Source organism: Acidimangrovimonas pyrenivorans, assembly GCF_042643245.1.
Classification (GTDB): Bacteria; Pseudomonadota; Alphaproteobacteria; order Rhodobacterales; family Rhodobacteraceae; genus Acidimangrovimonas; species Acidimangrovimonas pyrenivorans.
Window position 1 is genome coordinate 79291 of the sequence record NZ_JBHRSK010000007.1, and the last position, 17798, is coordinate 97088.

Below are 17798 nucleotides of genomic sequence, written 5' to 3' on the forward strand. Positions count from 1 at the left end.
GACCCGGATGATCACCCTGACCGCCGTCACCAAGCTTTACAACGAGGGCCGCCCGAACGAGGTGCAGGCCCTGCGCGGCATCGACCTGACGATCGCCCGCAACGCCGTCACCGTGCTCAAGGGCCCCAGCGGCTCGGGCAAGACGACGCTGCTGTCGCTGATCGCCTGCATGGCGCGGCCGACCTCGGGCCGGGTCCATCTCGATGGCGAACTGGTCTCGGGCCTGCCCGAGAAATTCCTCACCGAGCTGCGCCGCACCACTTTCGGCTTCGTCTTCCAGCGCTTCAACCTGATCCGCGGGCTGAGCGTGCTGGAGAACGTCATGCTGCCCGCCGCGCCGCTGGGGCTGGAACATGCCGCGGTCCGGGCCCGGGCGCTGGAACATCTCGACGCGCTCGACCTCGGTCCCCGCGCCGACAGCCCGGTCGAATACCTCTCGGGCGGCGAGGCCCAGCGCGCCACCATCGCCCGCGCCCTGATCAACGACCCGCCGATCCTGATCGCCGACGAGCCGACCGCCAATCTCGACACCGCCCTGACCGAGCGCTTCCTCGAGATCGTCGCCGCCGAACGCGCGGCCGGCCGGACCGTGGTGATCACCAGCCACGACCCGCGAATCTGGGGCGCCGAGGGGGTCGACGCCGTGGTCGAGCTGCGTGACGGCGCGATCACGGGGGAATTCGCGTGATCTTCCAGACCCCGATCCTCGCCCTGCTGCTGGTCGCCACCCTGGCCGCCGTGACCGCGCTATGGAGCAGCGGCTTCGCGCTCCGGGTGCTGCGGCACTGGGATCTGGCCAATATGAGCCGGGCGCAATTGCGCCTGGAGCGCACGACCGAGCTGGTCTCGACCCTGTTCGGCGCGGTGATGATCGCCGAACTGGCGGCGCTCTTGCTGTTCGTCTTCAACGCCGACCGGATGGCGACGCTGTTCGTCGGCGCGATGTGCGCGGTGGGGACGCTGAACGTCAACCCATACGGTTTCCCGGCGCTCTACCTCAAGATCGCGGTGTTCTTCGCCGCCACCCTGTGGCTGATCCTCGACCGCGCCGACCGGATCGGCCGCGACTACCCGCTGACCCGGGTGAAATACGCCGCGCTGCTGGCGATCCTGCCGCTGGTGCTGGCCGACGGCGCGCTGGAACTGGCCTATTTCCTCAACCTGCGCACCGACGTCATCACCTCCTGCTGCTCCAAGCTGTTCACGCCGAACAATCCCAACCTTGCCAACCAGATGGCCTCGGTCGGCTCGGGCACCGCGCTTTGGCTGCTGGGCGCGGCCGGGGCGGCGGTGCTGCTCAGCGGTGTCGCGGCGCTGGTCCGGCGCAAGGGCTATGCGCTCTACGCCGCCTGCTCGGCGCTGTTCTTCGCCGCCGGGCTGACCGCGGTGGTCGCGACGATCTCGCTCTATGTCTACGAGAACCCGAACCACCACTGCCCGTTCTGCATCCTCAAGCCGGAATACGGCTATTACGGCTACGCCCTCTACGTGCCGCTGTTCCTGGGCACCGCGCTCGGGCTGGGCGCCGGGATGCTGCAACCCTTCGCCCGCATCCCCAGCCTGTCCGACCGGCTGCCCGGGCTGATGCGGCGCCAGCTGCTGTGGTCGCTGGCCGGCTTCGGGCTGTTCGTGCTGGCGGCGCTCTGGGCGATCGCCCGGTCGCACCTGATCCTGTTCGGCTAGGCGCCGGTGCCATCACCCTCCCGGACCGGCGCCGGCCCCGCCACCAGAGCCTCGGACCAGACCGTGACCCGGCCCCGGCCACCGTGCTTGGAGGCGTAGAGCGCGCGGTCGGCATCGTCCATCATCCGCAGCGGCTCGGGCCGGTCATAGAAGGGCGAGACGGTGAGGCCGACGCTGGCGCCGACCCGGCAGGGCGTGCCCAGGCAATCGATCGGCTGCGACAGCCGGGTGATGATGCGTCGGGCGATGCCCGTCAGCCGGTCGATATGGATCGGGCCGGGGAACAGGACCACGAATTCGTCGCCGCCGATCCGGGCAATGGTGTCGCCGGCCCGGACCTCGCTGCCCAGCCGGCGGGCGACGACACGCAGGACGTGGTCGCCGGCGGCATGGCCGAAGTTGTCGTTGACCTGCTTGAAGCGGTCGAGATCGAGATGCATCAGCCCGAAATCGACTTCGGCCCGCAGCAGCCCCTCGAGCACCTGATCGAAGCCGCGCCGGTTGGCCAACCCGGTCAGCGTGTCGGTCAGCGCCTGCTCCTCGGCGGTCAGCTTGGCCTGCTGCAGCCGGCGGTTGAGATCGTGCAGCTCGCCCATCACCACGCTCTTGGCCTCGGCGAGATAGAGCATCTCGACGGTCAGGTCCGTCGGGGCGAAGTCGGCGTCGGTCAGGCCGTGGGCGCGCACCGCCTCGGCCACCGAGATGCCGAAGGACAGGTTGACCAGTGCCCCCTGGTCCTCGGCCAGCGGCATGGCCAACCCGCGAAATCCGGTGCCCGGCCCCTGCCGCAAGCGCAGGTGCAGCCGGGTGCCGGCCTGGTGCAGCAAGGCCGCCATGTCGGCGATGCCGCGCGGCCGCCGCAGCTCGAACAGATCGAAGAAGCTGCCGGCCGGCGACGGAGCGGCGGCGATGCAGCCGGCCGGCAACAGCTTGGCCAGGGTCGGCCCGGCGGCGCGGATGCCGCCGGCGGCGTCGAGCCACAGGAACATCGGCATCAGCTGCGCCAGCGCCGGCGCCTCGATCTTCAGCACCTCCGGCCCTGAAAGCCCGCCGGCGGCATCGACGCCGCCCTTCGCGGCGGCGCTTTCCACCGCCGGGGCCACCGCTTTCCCCGCATCCCGTTCCGGCGGCTCCGGCCGCCTGCGCCGGTCCCCGGGCGCCGCCGCCTTCGCCGTCCGCTTTGGTCCCCGCCCCTGAGTCATCGCCTCAGTTCCCCGCGGCAAGCGCGAAGTGCCGACCCTCGGCGAAGCTGTGATCGAGCAGGTGAATCGAGATCGTCTCGGCCCCGCCCTCGGCACCACCCTCGCGCCCGGAATGATCGAGCAGCACCAGCGCGCCGTAATCGTCCGCCATCGCCCGCAGCACCCCGACCAGGACATGGACAGCGCCGGCCGGCCCACCACGGCACAGCAGGGTGAACTGGCCGCCGCCGCGCTCGATCAGCTCGAGCTGCGGCAGGTCGAGATCGGGCACGGCGAGGTGGCCGCGCCCCGGCAGGTCATCGAGCGAACGGAGAAAATCGAGAAAGCAGACCCCGCCGAAGCGCAGCAGCCGGCGCAGCGGTTCGAGGTTGGGATGGGAGACCAGATAGGTGCCCAGATCCTCGAGCACCGTCTCGCGCGGGCGGCCGAGCACCGCGGCCGCGGCGTCGAGCAGCGCCTCGGTCACCGCGTCGTCGTAATGCAGCATCGTCTCGAAACTGTCGACGTCCAGCTGCGCCGCCTGCACCACGCAGCGCCACCGGTCCTGCCCGTAAGCATCTCGAAGAAAACACTGAATCGATCGGTTGATGAGGCCGTGCATGTTACCCGTCCATTTGCCTGTTCGCCCTTTTTGCGCGTCAGCTTAGGTCCGGGGGGTTAACAAAGTCCGAATGGGACCGGGATATGCGCTAGGGCAGAATGAGAAATTGCCGCTCTTCCAGCCGCAGCGCATTGAGGGCCGCCGGGCCGATGGTGAAACGGCCGTCGAGCAGGCGCGCCAGGGTGGCCGCGGCCGGTTCGCCGCCGGTGCCGAGCCGGGTCAGCTCGGTCGTCGCCGGACGGCCGATGGCGGTGCCGTCGCCCTCCGGCGAGAAGGCGTCGATGCGCAGGAAACCGGTGGCGTCGCGGTAGAACAGCAGCGCCTCGGAGCCGGGATGATCTGGCAGGAAATCGCCCGCGACCAGCACGCAGCCCGGGCGGCCGTCGGGCAGCGGCCGGCGGCAGGCGGTCAGCCAGGTCCGCAGGTCCTCGGGCGCCGCCGCCGCCAGCACGGCGTCGCGCAGTCCGGCCCCGTCCTCGGGGCGCAGCGGCAGCAGCTCCCTGAGCTGGGCGCGCAGCCGCTCGGCATCGCCCGCGGTCAGCGGCTGGCCTGGGCGCAACGGGGCGTTGTCGAACTGTTCGAGCCGGGCGCGCAGGGCGTCATGGCCCTCGGTCTGGGACAGTGCCCGCAACTGCTCCAGCGCCGCCGCGCCGGCCAGGCCGAGCCGGTCCTGCAGGCTGGCCAGGTCGATGCGGTCGGCGCCGACCTCGCCGGAGGTGTAGCGGGCAAGCTGGTTGCGGGCCGAGATTTCCTCGGCATTGAACAACGGCGTCAGCCACAGCGCGGCCAGCGCGATCACCGCCAGCGCCATCACCGTGTTGCCGCGCCGGATCCGCACCATCCAGCGGCCGCGCAGCAGCACCGAGACGGCGTAGAGCAGGCCGTAGACCAGCACCAGCCCGGAACCGGTGACGCCGGCAATCCGCGCCGGGGTGAGGCCGTATTGCCCGACCCGCAGCCACATCGCCCAGCCCGCCAGCCCCGCCAGCACCGGCAGCATCAGTGCCAGCGCCTGGACCGAGACCAGCATCACCGGGTGGCGCACCGCCTCGGAATTGCTCTCGTCGAGCGCGGTCGAGATCAGCGTCGCCGCCGCCACCGCCATCATCAGCAGCGTCGTCGCCACCGAGAGCTGGCCGAACAGGTCGGTCAGGCCGCGCAGCGGCAGGGCCAGCAGGAAGACCGCGACCACGACCGTGACCACCGGCAGGAGCAGCCGCAGCAGGCGCAGCACGAGGAAGGGCGAGACATAATCCGACAGCTCGTTGATCACCGCCAGCGCGAGGCCGAGGATGAAGCCGCTGAAGACGAAGGGCACCGCGTCGATCTCGAGCAGGTCGTGGATCACGTGCAGCCCGACGAGGCCGAACAACGCGTCGGAGAGCGTCACGACGACCCAGGCGACGCCGACGAACAGCCAGGCGGCGGCATAGCGCACGACGATGCTCCAGGACTGGCTGAACAGCGTCGGGTAGTGGCGCCAGCCCTCGGGCCCGGCGGCGGCGATCAGGTAGGGCAGCGGCAGGGCGGCGAGGAGGAACCCCGCCAGCATCGACTCGGGGGCGTGGATCAGCTGCGCCGGATCGGCGAAACGGGCGCTGGCCCAGAGCAGCAATCCCGCCGCCGGCGCCGCCAGCACCAGCGCCGAGACGATGGCGCGGACGACCCGCAGCGGCCCGGCCAGCGCCAGCAATGCGCCGAAGAACACGGCCGCGAAGGCCGAGAGGAACAGGTGCAGGCGCGGCTCGACCACGGTGCGGTCGAAGACATCGACCAGCAGGTAGAAGCTCAGCCCGCCGCCGGCCCCGGCCAGCGCCAGGAACAACCGCATGCCGGCGACGCGTCCGATCTCTCGTGCCAAGGCTGTCTCCCCTTCAGTCCCCCGATCGGCAGACTAGTCCCGGCAGGCGGCGAGCGCCAGACTCTCGCCGGCGCCCGGCGATCACGGTGCGACGACGGATGCAACCCTGCAACCCTGCACTCGGGCAGGGAAATTCCCGCCGCGGGAATGGGTGGATCAGAAATCGGTGGGGGCGCCGCCCTCTTCCTTGCGCCGGGCGACGAATTCCATCAGCGCCGCCTTGTTGTCCTCGTCCATCGCCGGCGGTTCGAAATCGGCCAGGATCGCCTTGTAGAGGCGATGCGCCCGCTCCTGGGTCCAGACCCCGCCATCGGCCATCCAAGCCTCGTAGTTGCGCCAGTCGCTGGCGAAGGGCTGGTAGAAGGCGGTGGCATAGCGTTCCTGGGTGTGCTGGCAGCCGAAGAAATGCCCCTGCGAGCCGACCTCGCGGATCGCGTCCAGGGCGATGTCGTCCTCGGTCGTGGCGAAGGTCTGTTCCTCGAAGTAGCGTTGGATCATCTGCAGGATTTCGCAATCCATGACGAATTTCTCGGGCGACGCGATCAGCCCGCCCTCGAGCCAGCCGGCGGCGTGGTAGACGAAGTTCGCCCCCGAGGAGACCGCGGACCAGAGCGAGTTCGAGGTCTCCCACATCGCCTGCCCGTCGGGCACGTTGGCGGCGCAGACGCCCGAGGCGCGCATCGGCAGCCCGTAGTAGCGGGCAAGCTGGCCGGTCATCTGCGTCGCGCGCATGTATTCCGGGGTGCCGAAGGCCGGGGCGCCCGACTTCATGTCGACATTCGAGGTGAAGGTGCCGATGCCGACCGGGCAGCCCGGCTTGATGTATTGCAGCAGCGCGACCGCCGCCAGCGCCTCGGCCAGGCTGAGCGCCACCGCGCCCGACATCGTCACCGGCGCCATCGCGCCGGCCAGGGTGAAGGGCGTGACGATCACCGGCTGGCCGCGCCGCGCCAGCCGCATCGCGCCGTCGAGCATCGGGAAGTCGTGCTTGAGCGGCGAGACCGAGTTGATGTTGGTATACATCCGCGGCTCGGCCTCGAATTCCTCGTGGCTCAGACCGGCCGCGAGCCGGGTCATCTCCATCACGTCCTCGACCCGTTCCTTGCCCAGAGAATAGGCATGGACGACCTTGTCGGTCATGATCAGCTTCTCGGCGAGGCAGTCGAGGTGGCGGATCGACGGGTGGATGTCGATCGGCTCGACCGGGTAGCCGCCGGCGACGTGGATGCAGTTGAAATACTGCGTCAGCTTGATGAATTCCTGGAAGGTGGCGAAGTCGCCCGGCCGCTTGCCGCGCTCCATGTCCCAGGCGTTGGGCGGCGAGGAGACGTTGACGAAGACCATGTGCTTGCCGCCGACGGTCACCGCCCGGTCGGGGTTGCGCGGGGTGATGGTGAACGGGCCCGGAGCCCGGCGCACCATCTCCATGACGAAATCCTCGTCCATGCGGACATTGGTGCCGGTCACCTTGCAGCCGGCCTGCCTGAGGAGGTCGCAGGCCTCGGGATTGAGGAACTCGATGCCGATCTCGGACAGGATCCGCATCGTGCCGCGATGGATCGCCTGGACGCCGTCGGCGTCCAGCGGCTCGGTCGGGCGGTCGGGATTGACGGGGATGCGCCACGGCATCTGGTCGATGGCGTGGTGGCCGGCGCGCGTCTGGTGGCCCGCCCGTCCCCCGGCGCGGCGCCTGCGGCCCGTCTGTTCGTTCATCGCGTCGTCTCCCGGCTTGCGGCCCTGTTCCGGCCATCGCCGGTCTAATCTGAGGCCTGCGGCGCGATGCCAGTTGAGTGTTCGCGACGAATTCGGTCGTTTTTGAGATACCCGCCCGAATCCGGCCCGGGATGCCCCCTAGCCGGCGACGGTTTCCGCCGGTTCGGCGCGGCCGAGCGCGTCGAGCCAGCCGGGCAGATGGCCGATATGCGGCAGCACCGCCTCGGCCAGCGGCGCCAGTTCCTCCTCGCTGGCAACCCCGGTAAGCACGGCGACGGCGCGCATCCCGGCGGCGCGGCCGGCAACCAGGTCGTGGCGGCTGTCGCCGACCATCACCACCCGGGCCGGGTCGAGCCCGAGCCCGTCGGCGAAGGCCAGCAGCATGCCCGGATGCGGCTTGCCGCCATGGCCGGAATCGAAGCCGGCGACGAAGTCGAACTGCGCCGCCACCCCGGCGCTGTCGAGATTGGCGCGGGCGGCCTCCTCGGCGTCGTTGGTCGCCACGCCCAGCTTGAGGCCGCGGCCACGCAGCTCGTCCAGCAGCGGCGCCAGCGGCAAGGGCGGCACCTGCGGCGTGCCGGCCGACATCGCGTTCATCTGTGCCACCAGCGCCGCCGGGGTCTTGCCTGGCATCAGCGGCAGCAGCGCCGCGGCGACCTGTTCCGGCGTATGGGCGATAACCGGGCTGTCCGGCGCGAAGCGGTTCTCCGCGAAGTCGAAGCCCAGCGCCTCGCCCAGCACCTGGGCCCGGTCGGCATCGCCCTCGGAAAGCTCGAGCAGCAGGGTCGTGGCCCAGTTGCCCCACGTGGCGTGGAAGTCGAAAAGGGTGCCGTCCTTGTCGAACAGAATGGCTGCGATCATCTGGGGTCCTCCTGAAGGGCGCAGAATCGCCCAGGCCGGCGGTTTATGCAACGTGTCAATCCGCCGGCCCCGCCGGATTGACTTGATCCTGCCGATCGCCCAGACAGTCGGAATGTCCCAGGGCTACCGCCTCCACGCCTCGCTGCTCTACCAGCTGACCCTGACCTCGCGCCTGCAGGAACGGCGGCTCGAGGACGGGCTGCGGCGGCTCGGGCTCAGCCGCATGACATGGTGTATCCTGCTGGCGGTTCAAGTCGAGGGGCTGACCCGGCCCTCGGAAATCGCCGAGTTCATCGGCACCGACCGCACCGCCACCTCGCGCGCGCTGCGCCAGATGGAGGCGGCGGGCTGGCTCGACCGTCACGGCGGCACGACAGACCGGCGGACGACCCGGGTGGCGCTGACGGAGGCGGGCAAGGCGCTGGTCGACAAGGCGACGCCGGTGGCCGAGGACAACGCGGCCCATTTCCTCTCCAAGCTGCCCGCGGGCGGGGCCGAGGCGCTGGCCGAGCTGCTGGCGGCCCTGCGCGAGGGCGAGCCGCGCAACCTGCTGCGGTTCTGAACCTTCGGCGCCGGTGCCGGCCACTTCCGGAGATCGCGCCCCGGCCATCGCTTGACAGCCATCGCCCATCTCCGGACCGCCCAGCGGCCCGGAGCGCGCCCGACCCCGCCCGCCAGGGCGGGCGCGATCCTCCGCCTGACCGGCCTTCCACCGAGGCTTTCCGCCCCGTCACCGCCAATAGGGATTCGACCAGGCCCGGCGCCCGGCACTGTCGATGACCGTCACCCGGACCCAGGGCGAGTCGCCCAGCCGGTCCAGCGGCACCCGCGCCCGGGTCAGCGAAGTGCCGTGCACCGCCTTGGCGCCCGTGCCCACGCCCTGGATGATCACCGAGCGCGCCGCCGAACACTCGACCTCGACCGCCTTGTCGTCGATCCGGACGCTGCGCAGCTCCGGCCCCTGGCTGGAATAGAACTGCCCCGCCTTGAGCGCCTCGAGCAACGCCTCGGGGCTGTTCTGCTCGGCCTTCACCATCACCCAGCCGCCGAAATGGTCGGGCTCCGAGAAATGGGCGTCGTCGGTGGCGATCAGGCTCAGCTTGCGGCCCTCGCTCAGCAACAGATCGGCGATCGCCGCCCCGTCCGGCCGGTCGCAGCCCTCGGCGCAGCCGTGGTTGTAGATCTCGACCGCGTGGGCGCTGTCGAGGCTGCGGGCGTCGGCGAGCGTCAGCCCCGACCATTGCGGGTGGGCGATGGCGACGAAGGCGCCGGCCTCGACCGCGCGGGCGGCGATCTCGGGGCCGGTTTCCTGATCTTCGACGGGCAGGAAATGCGGCGCGTTGCCGGGGGCGAAATCGGCCGGCAGGCCGACGGCGAGGATGTGCCACAGCTCGCCATTCGCCATCGCGCCGGAATGCAGCTCGGCGCCAAGGATGGTGGTGAAATCACCGTCGCGGAAGCCGGTCGTGTCGGTGATCGGGTAGTTCCACAGCCCGATGAAATGGTCGGTCAGGGCGAGGAAGTCATAGCCCTCGGCCTTGTAGCGGCGGATCACCTCCTCGGGCTCGAGAACTCCGTCCGAGCGGGTCGAATGGGTGTGCAGGTTGCCCCGCCAGAAGCGGCCGGGAGCGGTGAAGGCGTCGTGCATTTCGCAGTCCTTGAGGTTGAGGGCCTAGCGTTGGAGGAAAATCAGGCGACCCGGCGGCCCTGGACCCAGGTCTCGCGCACCACCGGGGTGCCTTCGAGCAGGGTCAGGCGGATCAGGTCGGCGCGCATCTCGGGAGCGATCCGGCCGCGATCGGTCAGGCCGGTGGCGGCGGCCGGGGCCGCGGTCACGGTGGCAAAGCCGCGCGCCCGGTCGTCCCAGATATCGCCCAAGAGCACCGCCGCCGAGAGCAGCGCGGCGGGGACGTAATCCGACGACAGGATGTCGAGCAGGTCCTTCTCGGCCAGCTCGGCAGCGGCGACATTGCCGGAATGCGAGCCGCCCCGGATCAGGTTCGGCGCCCCCATCATCACCGCGATGCCGGCGACGCGGCAGGCCTCGGCCGCCTCGACGGTGGTCGGGAACTCGGCCAGCCGGATGCCGTGGCCGGCCGAGACCTCGACATGCTCGCGCAACGTGTCGTCATGGCTGGCCAGCACCGCCCCGAAGCGCCGCGCCTCGGCGACGGCGGCGGCCTCGTGCGCCGCGCCCAGCCGTTCGCGCAGGGCCTGCTGGCTGGCGACATGGCGCTGGAAATCGTCCTCGGACATGCCGTGCTTGCCGCGCACGTAGTCGCGCAGCTTGGAGATGTCGCGGAACTGGCGCTGGCCCGGCGTGTGATCCATCAGGCTGACGATGCCGATCCGGTCCTCGGGACCGAATTTCGCCAGCTCCGCGATCAGGGTTTCCGAGCAGACCTCGGCCCGCAGGTGCAGGAAATGGCTGATCCGCAGCGCCCCGCGGGCCCGCATGTCAAGGATCTCGTTGGCCAGCGAGCGGGCGTATTCGCCGTAATCCTCGCGCCCGTTCGACACCACCGAGCCGACCCGCAGCGCGTCGAAGACGGTGGTGATGCCGGTGCCGGCCAACTCGGCATCATGGGCGATGATCGCCGCCTGATGCGGCCAGCTGACCCGCGGCCGGGGCTGGATATGGCGTTCGAGGTTGTCGGTATGCAGCTCGATCAGGCCGGGCGCGAGCAGGTCGCCTTCAAGGTCGACCGCGCCGGGCGGCACGTTGGTGCCTTCCTCGATCGCGGTGATCCGGCCTTCGGCAATGCGCAGCGCGCCGCGCCGGGTTTCACGCGGCAGCACGAGCGTGGCATTGGCGAGAATGGTCTCAGTCATGGGTGGTTCCTTCAGTCTGCGCGCGGTATGCAGTATCTTTGTCACCGGGATGTGACGAAAGCCGGATAGGGACGGCCGCATGGAAGGTTTTCGCCGCTACGCAATCTATTACGCCCCGCCGCCGGGGCAATTGGCCGATTTCGGCGCCGGCTGGCTGGGCTGGGACCCGGTCGAGGGCGCAGAGGTCGCCCATCCCGAGCTGCCCGGCCTGCCGCGGCCGATCTCCGAACTGACCGCGACGCCGCGCAAATACGGCTTCCACGGCACGATCAAGCCGCCCTTCCGGCTGGCAGAGGGCACGGGGATCGAGGCGCTGCACGGCGCGATGAGCGATCTGGCGGCGACCTTGCCGGCGGTGACGCTCGACGGCCTCGGTCTGCACCGGCTCGGCGGCTTCCTCGCCCTGACGCCCGAGGGCGACACGACGGCACTGGCGGCACTGGCCGGCGAGGTGGTGCGCGGACTCGACAGCTTCCGCGCCCCGCCCGGCCCGGACGAGATCGCCCGCCGTCAGGCGGCCGGGCTCAGCCCGCGGCAGGAGGCGCTGCTGGCGCGCTGGGGATATCCGTATGTGATGGAGGAATTCCGCTTTCATCTCACCCTTACCGGATCGCTGCCCGGCCCCGAGGCGGCGGCGGTCGAGAGCGCGCTGGCGCCGCTGCTGGCGCTGATCCTGCCGCAGCCCTTCAGCGTCGACAGCCTGTGCCTGTTCGGCGAAGCGGCGGACGGGCGCTTCCACAACCTGCATCGCTACACCCTCTCGGGCTGAAGCGCCCTGAGAAAGGCGGCGACCGCGTCTTCCAGCGCGCCGTTGTTCTCGACCACCCGGATCGGCACCCCGTAGGGGATGTCGTAGCGCGAGCGGGCCAGCCGCCTGGCGATCTCGTCCTTGCTCTCGCGGCCGCGCGCCGCCAGCCGTTCGGCCAGCACCGGGGTGCGGGCGGTGACGTGGATCGCGGTCAGGCCGGGATAGAGCTCCCAGGCCTCGCCCAGCATCGCGCGCGAGCCATTGAACAGCACGTCGCGGCCTTCGGCCAGCGCCTGGTCGATGCTGGCCGGGATGCCGTAGCGCAGCCCATGCGCCTGCCAATGCAGGGCGAACGCCCCCGCCGCCTGCCGGCGCAGGAACTCGGCCTCGTCGACCCCCTCGAAGGGCTCGCCCCCGGCCTCCTCGGGCCGGGTGATGACCCGGCGGGCGATGTGGAGATCGGGACGCGCCGGCCGCAGCTCGGCCAGCAGCGTGTCCTTGCCGGCGCCCGACGGGCCGACGACGGCGAAGAGCCGCCCGGCCATCACGCCGCCCCCGGGGTGAAACCGGTGACGTCGAGCTCGCGATCGGCCACCCGGGCCCGCGCCGCCTCGTCATGGAAGATGCCGACGATCGCCGCGCCGCGGGCCTTGGCCTCCTCGATCAGCTGCAGCACCGTCTCGCGGTTCTTCGCGTCGAGGCTCGCCGTCGGTTCGTCAAGCAGCAGCGCCGGGTAGTCGTGGGCGAAGCCGCGAGCGATGTTGACCCGCTGCTGCTCGCCGCCCGAGAAGGTGGTCGGCGACAGGCTCCACAGCCGCTCCGGCACCGCCAGCCGCGCCAGCAGCGCCCCGGCCCGCGCCCGCGCCGTCTCGGGGGCGACACCCAGCGCCAGGAGCGGCTCGGCCACCACCTCGATCGTCGGCACCCGCGGCACGACGCGCAGGAACTGGCTGACGTAGCCGAGCGTCTCGCGCCGCAGCTTGATGATCTGGCGCGGCTCGGCCCGGGCGACGTCGAGCCCGCCGACGAGGACGCGGCCCTCCTGCGCGAGGTAGTTGCCGTAGATCATCCGCATCAGCGTCGACTTGCCGGCGCCCGAAGCGCCGACCAGTGCGACGCATGCGCCGGGCTCGACGCGCAGCGCCGCCCCCGCCATCACCGGGATCACCGCGCCGCCCTGGTTGTGCAGGGTGAAGGACTTGTGCAAATTCTCGATCTGGATCATCGACTTAGACCTGCAGGACAGAGGAAACGAGCAGCTGGGTATAGGCGTGCTGGGGATCGTCGAGGACCTGGTCGGTCAGCCCGCTTTCGACCACCCGGCCCGATTTCATCACCATCAGCCGGTCCGCCAGCAACCGCACCACGGCAAGGTCGTGGGTGACGATGACGGCGCTCAGCCCCATCTCGCGCACCAGCCCGCGCAAGAGGTCGAGCAGCCGCGCCTGGACGCTGACGTCGAGCCCGCCGGTCGGCTCGTCCATGAAGACCAGCCGCGGCCCGGTGACCAGGTTGCGCGCGATCTGCAGCCGCTGCTGCATGCCGCCCGAGAAGGCCGACGGCCGGTCGTCGATGCGGTCGCCGGCGATCTCGACCCGGCCGAGCCAGTCGGTCGCGGTCTCGCGGATCTGGCCGTAATGGCGGGCGCCGACCGCCATCAGCCGCTCGCCGACATTGCCGCCGGCGCTGACCGCCATCCGCAGCCCGTCGCGCGGGTTCTGGTGGACGAAGGCCCAGTCGGTGCGGCCCAGCATCCGCCGCTCGGGCTCGGACATCGTCACCGTGTCGACCGGCCCGCGGTCGCGCGTGTCGTAGATCACCGCGCCCTCGTCCGGCGCCATGTGGCCGGCGAGGCAGCCGAGCAGCGTCGACTTGCCCGAGCCGCTCTCGCCGACGATGCCCATCACCTCCCCCGGCCAGAGATCGAAATCGACCTCGGCACAGCCGATCCGGGCGCCGTAGCGCCGGGTCAGGCCGCGCACCTCCAGCAGCGGCCGCGGCGCCTCTTCACTTTCCATAATAGAACCTTTTCCCAGATCGTTCATGCCGCGCCCTCGGTGCCGAAATGGCCCTGCGCTCGGCGCCCGGCGCAGTAGTCGGTATCGGAGCAGACGAACATCCGGCCGCCCGCGTCATCGACGATGACCTCATCGAGATAGCTGTCCTCGGCCCCGCACAGGGCGCAGGGGTGATCGGCCTTGCTCGGCTCGAAGGGATAGTCCTCGAAATCGAGGCTGACCACCTGCGTATAGGGCGGCACCGCGTAGATGCGCTGCTCGCGTCCCGCGCCGAAGAGCTGCAGCGCCGGACAGTCCGACAGTTTCGGGTTGTCGAACTTGGGGATCGGCGACGGGTCCATCACGTATCGTCCCGCCACCTTCACGGGATAGGCATAGGCGGTTGCGATCGCCCCGTGCCGGGCTATGTCCTCGTAAAGCTTGACGTGCATCAGGCCGTAGTCCTCGAGCGCGTGCATCCTGCGGGTCTCGGTCTCGCGCGGTTCGAGGAAGCGCAGCGGCTCCGGGATCGGCACCTGGTAGACCAGCACCTGGCCCTCGGTCAGCGCCGTCTCGGGAATCCGGTGCCGGGTCTGGATCACGCTGGCCTCGGCCGTCGCCTCGGTCACCGCGACCTGCGCCGTGCGCTGGAAGAACTTGCGGATCGAGACGGCGTTGGTGGTGTCGTCCGCGCCCTGGTCGATGACCTTGAGCACGTCGTCGGGGGTCAGACACGAAGCTGTGACTTGCACCCCACCGGTGCCCCAGCCATAGGGCATCGGCATTTCCCGGCTCGCGAAGGGGACCTGGTAGCCGGGAATCGCCACCGCCTTGAGCAACGCCCGGCGGATCATCCGCTTGGTCTGTTCGTCGAGATAGGCGAAGTTGTAATCAGTCATGGTTTCGCCCCAGTTTTGTGGTTTTCTGACATTCGCGACCAAGCGAGGAGGAACAAGCATGGTCGAGGGGTTCATCTCGGAATGGGCGACCCTGATCGGCGGGACGCTGGCGGCGCTCATCATTCTGCGGGCGGCGATGATCGTCTATCTGCCCGACCGCCTGTGTGGCCCGGGCGGCGCGCTGATCGACACGACGCCGCGCCGCAAGCCGGGCCGCGCCATCCGCAGCCCCCGGCGCGGGCCCCAGAGCGGACCCCGGCGCGGGCCCGGTGGCTCGAACCGCGGTCCGCGACCGCATCCGGGTTCCGGCGCTCATTCCGCCGCCTCGCGCCCGGCGGCCGCCTTCCCCTCGGCGCGCCCGGCTTCACGCGCCTCGGCCCGGCCGGTGCCGCGCGCTTCCGCCTCGCGGCGCAACCTGCGGACCAGCTCCAGCTCGGACTGAAAATCGACGTAGTGCGGCAGCTTGATATGCTCCAGGAAGCCGGTGGCCTGGATGTTGTCGCAATGGCTCAGCACGAATTCCTCGTCCTGCGCCGCAGCGCCGGTGAAATCCTCGCCCAGCTCGCGCCAGCGCAGCGCCCGGTCGACCAGCGCCATCGAGATCGCCTTGCGCTCGGTCTGGCCAAAGACCAGCCCGTAGCCGCGGGTGAATTGCGGCGGCTCGGTCTTGGAGCCCTTGAACTGGTTGACCGTCTCGCACTCGGTCAGGGTGATCTCGCCGATCTCGACCGCGAAGCCGAGTTCCGGGATCTCCATCTCGACCGCGCAGGTGCCGATCCGCAGCTCGCCGACGAAGGCGTGGTTGCGGGCATAGCCGCGCTGGGTCGAATAGGCGAGGCCGAGCACGAAGCCCTCGTCGCCACGCGCCAGCGCCTGCAGTCGAAGCGCCCGGTTCGCGGGCAGTTCCAGCGGCTCGCGGGTCAGATCGGGCGGCGTGTCGTCGACCTGGGTTTCGGTCTCGATCAGCCCGTCCTTGTTGAGGAATTCGGTGATGTGCGGCACCGGCTCATCGCGCGCCTCGGCTTGCGGCGCCGCCGGCACCTCGCCCTCGGCGGCGAGTTTGAAATCGAGCAGCCGGTGGGTGTAGTCGAAGGTCGGGCCCAGCACCTGCCCGCCTGGCGCGTCCTTGAAGGTGGCCGAGATCCGGCGCACGCAGTCCATCGCCCCGGTATCGAGCGGCGCCGAGGCGCCGAAGCGCGGCAGCGTCGTACGATAGGCGCGGATCAGGAAGATCGCCTCGATCAGATCGCCGCGCGCCTGCTTGATCGCCAGCGCGGCGAGGTCGGGATCGTAGAGCGAGCCCTCGGCCATCACCCGGTTGACCGCCAGCGTCAGCTGTTCGCGGATCTGGGCGGTGGAGAGTTCGGCGACGGCGGGATCGCCGCGCCGCTCCTCGGCGAGGAAGGCATGGGCGTTGTCGATCGCCCGTTCGCCCCCTTTGACGGCCACATACATCAGAGCGCCTCCAGTTGGGTCGTCCGCGGCACGGCCGCCAGCCGCTCGCCACAGGTCAGGATCAGGTCGAGGCCGAGCGGGAAGGCCCCGTCGTTGAGCCGCGCCGCCTCTTCCCCGGGCAGGGCCAGTTCGGCCGCGTCCCTGATGCCGGGGCCGGTGAGGCGGTGGGTCGGCGGCTCCAGCGCCGCCATCTCGACGATCAGCGTCGCCGAGCGGTCGGGATATTCCGCCGTGCCCAGGGCGAAACGGTCGAGCGGCAGCAGATCGGCCCAGGCGCCCAGCGCGAAGGTCGCGTTTGCGGCCCCGGTCAGCGGCGCGCCGGTGTGAAAGGTGATCCAGTCGCGGATCTCCGGCCGGTCGAGCGCGCCGGCCAGATACACCGGCGTCGTCGCGTCGGCGAGGGTCAGCAGCACGGTGCCGGCGGCGGGCGACAGCGGCGCCGGCGGCCGGGCCCCGGCCAGCGCCTGGACCGTGCCCGGCCGGGCCATGACGTCGAGGCAGGCGCGGAAGGCGCGGGCGGATTGGGCGGCGGGATCGGCGAAGCCGCCTTCGAGAGCGGTTGCGTCCATCAGTCTTCTCCCCGAACCAGCGTGAAGAACTCCACCTTGGTGGCGGCCGCCTTGGCCGCGCGGCTCTGCCGGGCCTCGGCCCGCTCGCGCTCCAGCGGCGCCAGCACCGCGGCCCGCAGCGCCGGCCCGTCCGGCCCCTGCAGCAGCGCGTCCAGCAGCGCGGCGCGGCGGGCGTGATCCTTGTCGCGGCCCTGCACCACGGCGTGGCCGACCTCGCCCGTCGCCAGCCGCAGCACGCAGCGGGTGACGGTCATCTCGCCCAGATTGAAGGGCGCGCCGCTGCCGCCGGCCCGGCCGCGCAGCATCACCGCGCCGACCTCCGGGGGCCGCAGCATCTCATGCGTCGGGGCCTCGTCCCACAGCGCCCTTAGCCGTGCCGGCGGCGCCTTCGCCAAGAGGCCCATCCAGCCCCGCCGCTCTTCCTGTCCGCTCATCTCGACACCTTGCGAATTTGTCTAGATAACTATACAACTAGACAAATCATTACTCCGGCGAGCCGAGTCGAACAAGCCCGCGGGCGGTGAAACTTTGATGACAAGGGCATCAAGAAGGGGCGACAGGGCATGGCACGAACCGCAATCTGGCAAAGCATCGCCGAGACGCTCTCGGGGGAGATCGCGGCCGGGCATTACCCGCCCGGCGCCAAGCTGCCGACCGAGGCGGCGCTGGCGGCGCGTTTCGGCGTCAACCGCCATACCGTGCGCCACGCCCTGTCCGCGCTGGCCGAGCGCGGGCTGGTCCTTGCCCGCCGTGGCGCCGGGGTCTTCGTCACCGGCCAGGCCGTCGACTACCCGATCGGCCGCCGGGTGCGGTTCCACCAGAACCTCGCCGCCGCCGGGCAGATGGCAGCCAAGCGCATCCTGCGGCTGGAGACCCGCCCCGCCGACGCCCGCGAGGCCGAGGCGCTGGTGCTGGAACCGGGGACGCCGGTCCATGTCTACGAGGGCGTGTCGCTGGCCGACGAGACGCCACTGGCGCTGTTCCGCTCGGTCTTCCCGGCCGCCCGCTTCCCCGACCTGCTTGCCCATCTCGAAGCCAGCCGCTCGGTCACCGAGGCGCTGACCCGCTCGGGCCTGGCCGACTACATCCGGGCCGAAACCCGGGTGACGGCGAAGCTGGCCAGCGCCACCCAGGCGCTGCAGCTGCGCATCCCCGCCGGGGCGCCGCTGCTGCGCACCGTCGGCCTCAACACCGATCCCGAGGGCAGGCCGGTGGAATACGGCACGACCTGGTTCGCCGGCGACCGGGTGACGCTGACGGTGACGCCCGAGGGGTGAGCGCCCGGGAACCGGCGGCAACGGCGCCGAAACCGGCGATTTCCCTTAATCCTTTGGCTTTCCTTAACCTTCCTGTCATACCGCCGATACAGATTCCGGT

General features: G+C 70.6%; 19 protein-coding genes. 5 read left to right on the forward strand and 14 right to left on the reverse strand.

The window, feature by feature from the left end:
- Nucleotides 1-7: 7 nt before the first annotated feature.
- Nucleotides 8-688, forward strand: a complete 681-nt coding sequence (locus ACFOES_RS10700; protein WP_377833265.1) for an ABC transporter ATP-binding protein — start codon at nucleotides 8-10, stop codon at nucleotides 686-688.
- A complete protein-coding gene (locus ACFOES_RS10705; protein WP_377833266.1) occupies nucleotides 685-1683 on the forward strand; it encodes a hypothetical protein in 999 nt (332 codons plus the stop codon). Before ACFOES_RS10700 ends, ACFOES_RS10705 begins: the two co-directional genes overlap by 4 nt.
- Here ACFOES_RS10705 and ACFOES_RS10710 read toward each other — a convergent pair.
- The 5 genes from ACFOES_RS10710 to ACFOES_RS10730 form a co-directional block, all read right to left on the reverse strand.
- Nucleotides 1680-2678, reverse strand: coding sequence for a diguanylate cyclase domain-containing protein (locus ACFOES_RS10710; RefSeq protein WP_377833555.1), 999 nt, complete (start codon nucleotides 2676-2678; stop codon nucleotides 1680-1682). The two genes, ACFOES_RS10705 and ACFOES_RS10710, sit on opposite strands and share 4 nt — an antisense overlap.
- Nucleotides 2679-2889: 211 nt before the next feature.
- Nucleotides 2890-3486: a heme NO-binding domain-containing protein gene (locus ACFOES_RS10715; protein ID WP_377833267.1), complete on the reverse strand. Its 597-nt coding sequence runs from the start codon at nucleotides 3484-3486 to the stop codon at nucleotides 2890-2892.
- 88 nt (nucleotides 3487-3574) lie between these two features.
- Entirely contained in the window at nucleotides 3575-5347 is a 1773-nt protein-coding gene (locus ACFOES_RS10720) for a DUF4153 domain-containing protein (protein ID WP_377833268.1), read from the reverse strand.
- A gap of 156 nt (nucleotides 5348-5503) precedes the next feature.
- The gene (locus tag ACFOES_RS10725) at nucleotides 5504-7060 is read right to left on the reverse strand and encodes a trimethylamine methyltransferase family protein (RefSeq protein ID WP_377833269.1); all 1557 of its coding nucleotides are present in this window, start codon (nucleotides 7058-7060) and stop codon (nucleotides 5504-5506) included.
- A gap of 138 nt (nucleotides 7061-7198) precedes the next feature.
- On the reverse strand, nucleotides 7199-7921 hold the full coding sequence (locus tag ACFOES_RS10730) for an HAD family hydrolase (protein WP_377833270.1): 723 nt from the start codon (nucleotides 7919-7921) through the stop codon (nucleotides 7199-7201).
- A gap of 112 nt (nucleotides 7922-8033) precedes the next feature.
- Here ACFOES_RS10730 and ACFOES_RS10735 point away from each other — a divergent pair, with 112 nt between their 5' ends.
- Nucleotides 8034-8483, forward strand: coding sequence for a MarR family winged helix-turn-helix transcriptional regulator (locus ACFOES_RS10735; RefSeq protein ID WP_377833271.1), 450 nt, complete (start codon nucleotides 8034-8036; stop codon nucleotides 8481-8483).
- Nucleotides 8484-8651: 168 nt separating this feature from the next.
- On the opposite strand, the gene ACFOES_RS10740 is transcribed toward ACFOES_RS10735, so the two are convergent.
- The gene (locus tag ACFOES_RS10740) at nucleotides 8652-9569 is read right to left on the reverse strand and encodes a PHP domain-containing protein (RefSeq protein WP_377833272.1); all 918 of its coding nucleotides are present in this window, start codon (nucleotides 9567-9569) and stop codon (nucleotides 8652-8654) included.
- 41 nt (nucleotides 9570-9610) lie between these two features.
- Entirely contained in the window at nucleotides 9611-10753 is a 1143-nt protein-coding gene (locus tag ACFOES_RS10745) for an alpha-D-ribose 1-methylphosphonate 5-triphosphate diphosphatase (RefSeq protein ID WP_377833273.1), read from the reverse strand.
- Between the two features lie 79 nt (nucleotides 10754-10832).
- On the opposite strand from ACFOES_RS10745, the gene ACFOES_RS10750 reads away from it, so the two are divergent.
- The gene (locus tag ACFOES_RS10750; protein WP_377833274.1) at nucleotides 10833-11522 is read left to right on the forward strand and encodes a DUF1045 domain-containing protein; all 690 of its coding nucleotides are present in this window, start codon (nucleotides 10833-10835) and stop codon (nucleotides 11520-11522) included.
- Here the strand turns inward: ACFOES_RS10750 and phnN are convergent.
- The 7 genes from phnN to phnG form a co-directional block, all read right to left on the reverse strand.
- Nucleotides 11504-12046, reverse strand: coding sequence for a phosphonate metabolism protein/1,5-bisphosphokinase (PRPP-forming) PhnN (phnN, locus tag ACFOES_RS10755; RefSeq protein WP_377833275.1), 543 nt, complete (start codon nucleotides 12044-12046; stop codon nucleotides 11504-11506). The genes ACFOES_RS10750 and phnN overlap by 19 nt on opposite strands.
- On the reverse strand, nucleotides 12046-12726 hold the full coding sequence (gene phnL / locus ACFOES_RS10760; protein ID WP_377833276.1) for a phosphonate C-P lyase system protein PhnL: 681 nt from the start codon (nucleotides 12724-12726) through the stop codon (nucleotides 12046-12048). Before phnL ends, phnN begins: the two co-directional genes overlap by 1 nt.
- 4 nt (nucleotides 12727-12730) lie before the next feature.
- Nucleotides 12731-13519 (reverse strand): phosphonate C-P lyase system protein PhnK, encoded by a 789-nt coding sequence (gene phnK, locus ACFOES_RS10765; protein ID WP_377833277.1) that lies wholly within the window; start codon nucleotides 13517-13519, stop codon nucleotides 12731-12733.
- A 23-nt stretch (nucleotides 13520-13542) separates the two neighbouring features.
- Nucleotides 13543-14397: an alpha-D-ribose 1-methylphosphonate 5-phosphate C-P-lyase PhnJ gene (locus tag ACFOES_RS10770; RefSeq protein ID WP_377833278.1), complete on the reverse strand. Its 855-nt coding sequence runs from the start codon at nucleotides 14395-14397 to the stop codon at nucleotides 13543-13545.
- A 312-nt stretch (nucleotides 14398-14709) separates the two neighbouring features.
- Nucleotides 14710-15852 (reverse strand): carbon-phosphorus lyase complex subunit PhnI, encoded by a 1143-nt coding sequence (locus ACFOES_RS10775; RefSeq protein WP_377833279.1) that lies wholly within the window; start codon nucleotides 15850-15852, stop codon nucleotides 14710-14712.
- On the reverse strand, nucleotides 15852-16421 hold the full coding sequence (phnH, locus tag ACFOES_RS10780) for a phosphonate C-P lyase system protein PhnH (RefSeq protein ID WP_377833280.1): 570 nt from the start codon (nucleotides 16419-16421) through the stop codon (nucleotides 15852-15854). The genes ACFOES_RS10775 and phnH overlap by 1 nt, the downstream gene beginning before the upstream one ends.
- Entirely contained in the window at nucleotides 16421-16855 is a 435-nt protein-coding gene (gene phnG / locus ACFOES_RS10785) for a phosphonate C-P lyase system protein PhnG (RefSeq protein WP_377833281.1), read from the reverse strand. Before phnG ends, phnH begins: the two co-directional genes overlap by 1 nt.
- Before the next feature lie 129 nt (nucleotides 16856-16984).
- Here phnG and phnF point away from each other — a divergent pair, with 129 nt between their 5' ends.
- Entirely contained in the window at nucleotides 16985-17698 is a 714-nt protein-coding gene (gene phnF, locus ACFOES_RS10790; protein WP_377833282.1) for a phosphonate metabolism transcriptional regulator PhnF, read from the forward strand.
- Nucleotides 17699-17798: the final 100 nt, after the last annotated feature.

Coding starts and splice junctions, on each gene's coding strand:
- ACFOES_RS10700 (WP_377833265.1), top strand. CDS start 8: ATGATCACCCTGACCGCCGTCACCAAGCTTTACAACGAGGGCCGCCCG.
- ACFOES_RS10710 (WP_377833555.1), bottom strand. CDS start 2,678: ATGCCGATGTTCCTGTGGCTCGACGCCGCCGGCGGCATCCGCGCCGCC.
- ACFOES_RS10715 (WP_377833267.1), bottom strand. CDS start 3,486: ATGCACGGCCTCATCAACCGATCGATTCAGTGTTTTCTTCGAGATGCT.
- ACFOES_RS10725 (WP_377833269.1), bottom strand. CDS start 7,060: ATGAACGAACAGACGGGCCGCAGGCGCCGCGCCGGGGGACGGGCGGGC.
- ACFOES_RS10730 (WP_377833270.1), bottom strand. CDS start 7,921: ATGATCGCAGCCATTCTGTTCGACAAGGACGGCACCCTTTTCGACTTC.
- ACFOES_RS10735 (WP_377833271.1), top strand. CDS start 8,034: ATGTCCCAGGGCTACCGCCTCCACGCCTCGCTGCTCTACCAGCTGACC.
- ACFOES_RS10740 (WP_377833272.1), bottom strand. CDS start 9,569: ATGCACGACGCCTTCACCGCTCCCGGCCGCTTCTGGCGGGGCAACCTG.
- ACFOES_RS10745 (WP_377833273.1), bottom strand. CDS start 10,753: ATGACTGAGACCATTCTCGCCAATGCCACGCTCGTGCTGCCGCGTGAA.
- ACFOES_RS10750 (WP_377833274.1), top strand. CDS start 10,833: ATGGAAGGTTTTCGCCGCTACGCAATCTATTACGCCCCGCCGCCGGGG.
- phnN (WP_377833275.1), bottom strand. CDS start 12,046: ATGGCCGGGCGGCTCTTCGCCGTCGTCGGCCCGTCGGGCGCCGGCAAG.
- phnL (WP_377833276.1), bottom strand. CDS start 12,726: ATGATCCAGATCGAGAATTTGCACAAGTCCTTCACCCTGCACAACCAG.
- phnK (WP_377833277.1), bottom strand. CDS start 13,519: ATGGAAAGTGAAGAGGCGCCGCGGCCGCTGCTGGAGGTGCGCGGCCTG.
- ACFOES_RS10770 (WP_377833278.1), bottom strand. CDS start 14,397: ATGACTGATTACAACTTCGCCTATCTCGACGAACAGACCAAGCGGATG.
- ACFOES_RS10775 (WP_377833279.1), bottom strand. CDS start 15,852: ATGTATGTGGCCGTCAAAGGGGGCGAACGGGCGATCGACAACGCCCAT.
- phnH (WP_377833280.1), bottom strand. CDS start 16,421: ATGGACGCAACCGCTCTCGAAGGCGGCTTCGCCGATCCCGCCGCCCAA.
- phnG (WP_377833281.1), bottom strand. CDS start 16,855: ATGAGCGGACAGGAAGAGCGGCGGGGCTGGATGGGCCTCTTGGCGAAG.
- phnF (WP_377833282.1), top strand. CDS start 16,985: ATGGCACGAACCGCAATCTGGCAAAGCATCGCCGAGACGCTCTCGGGG.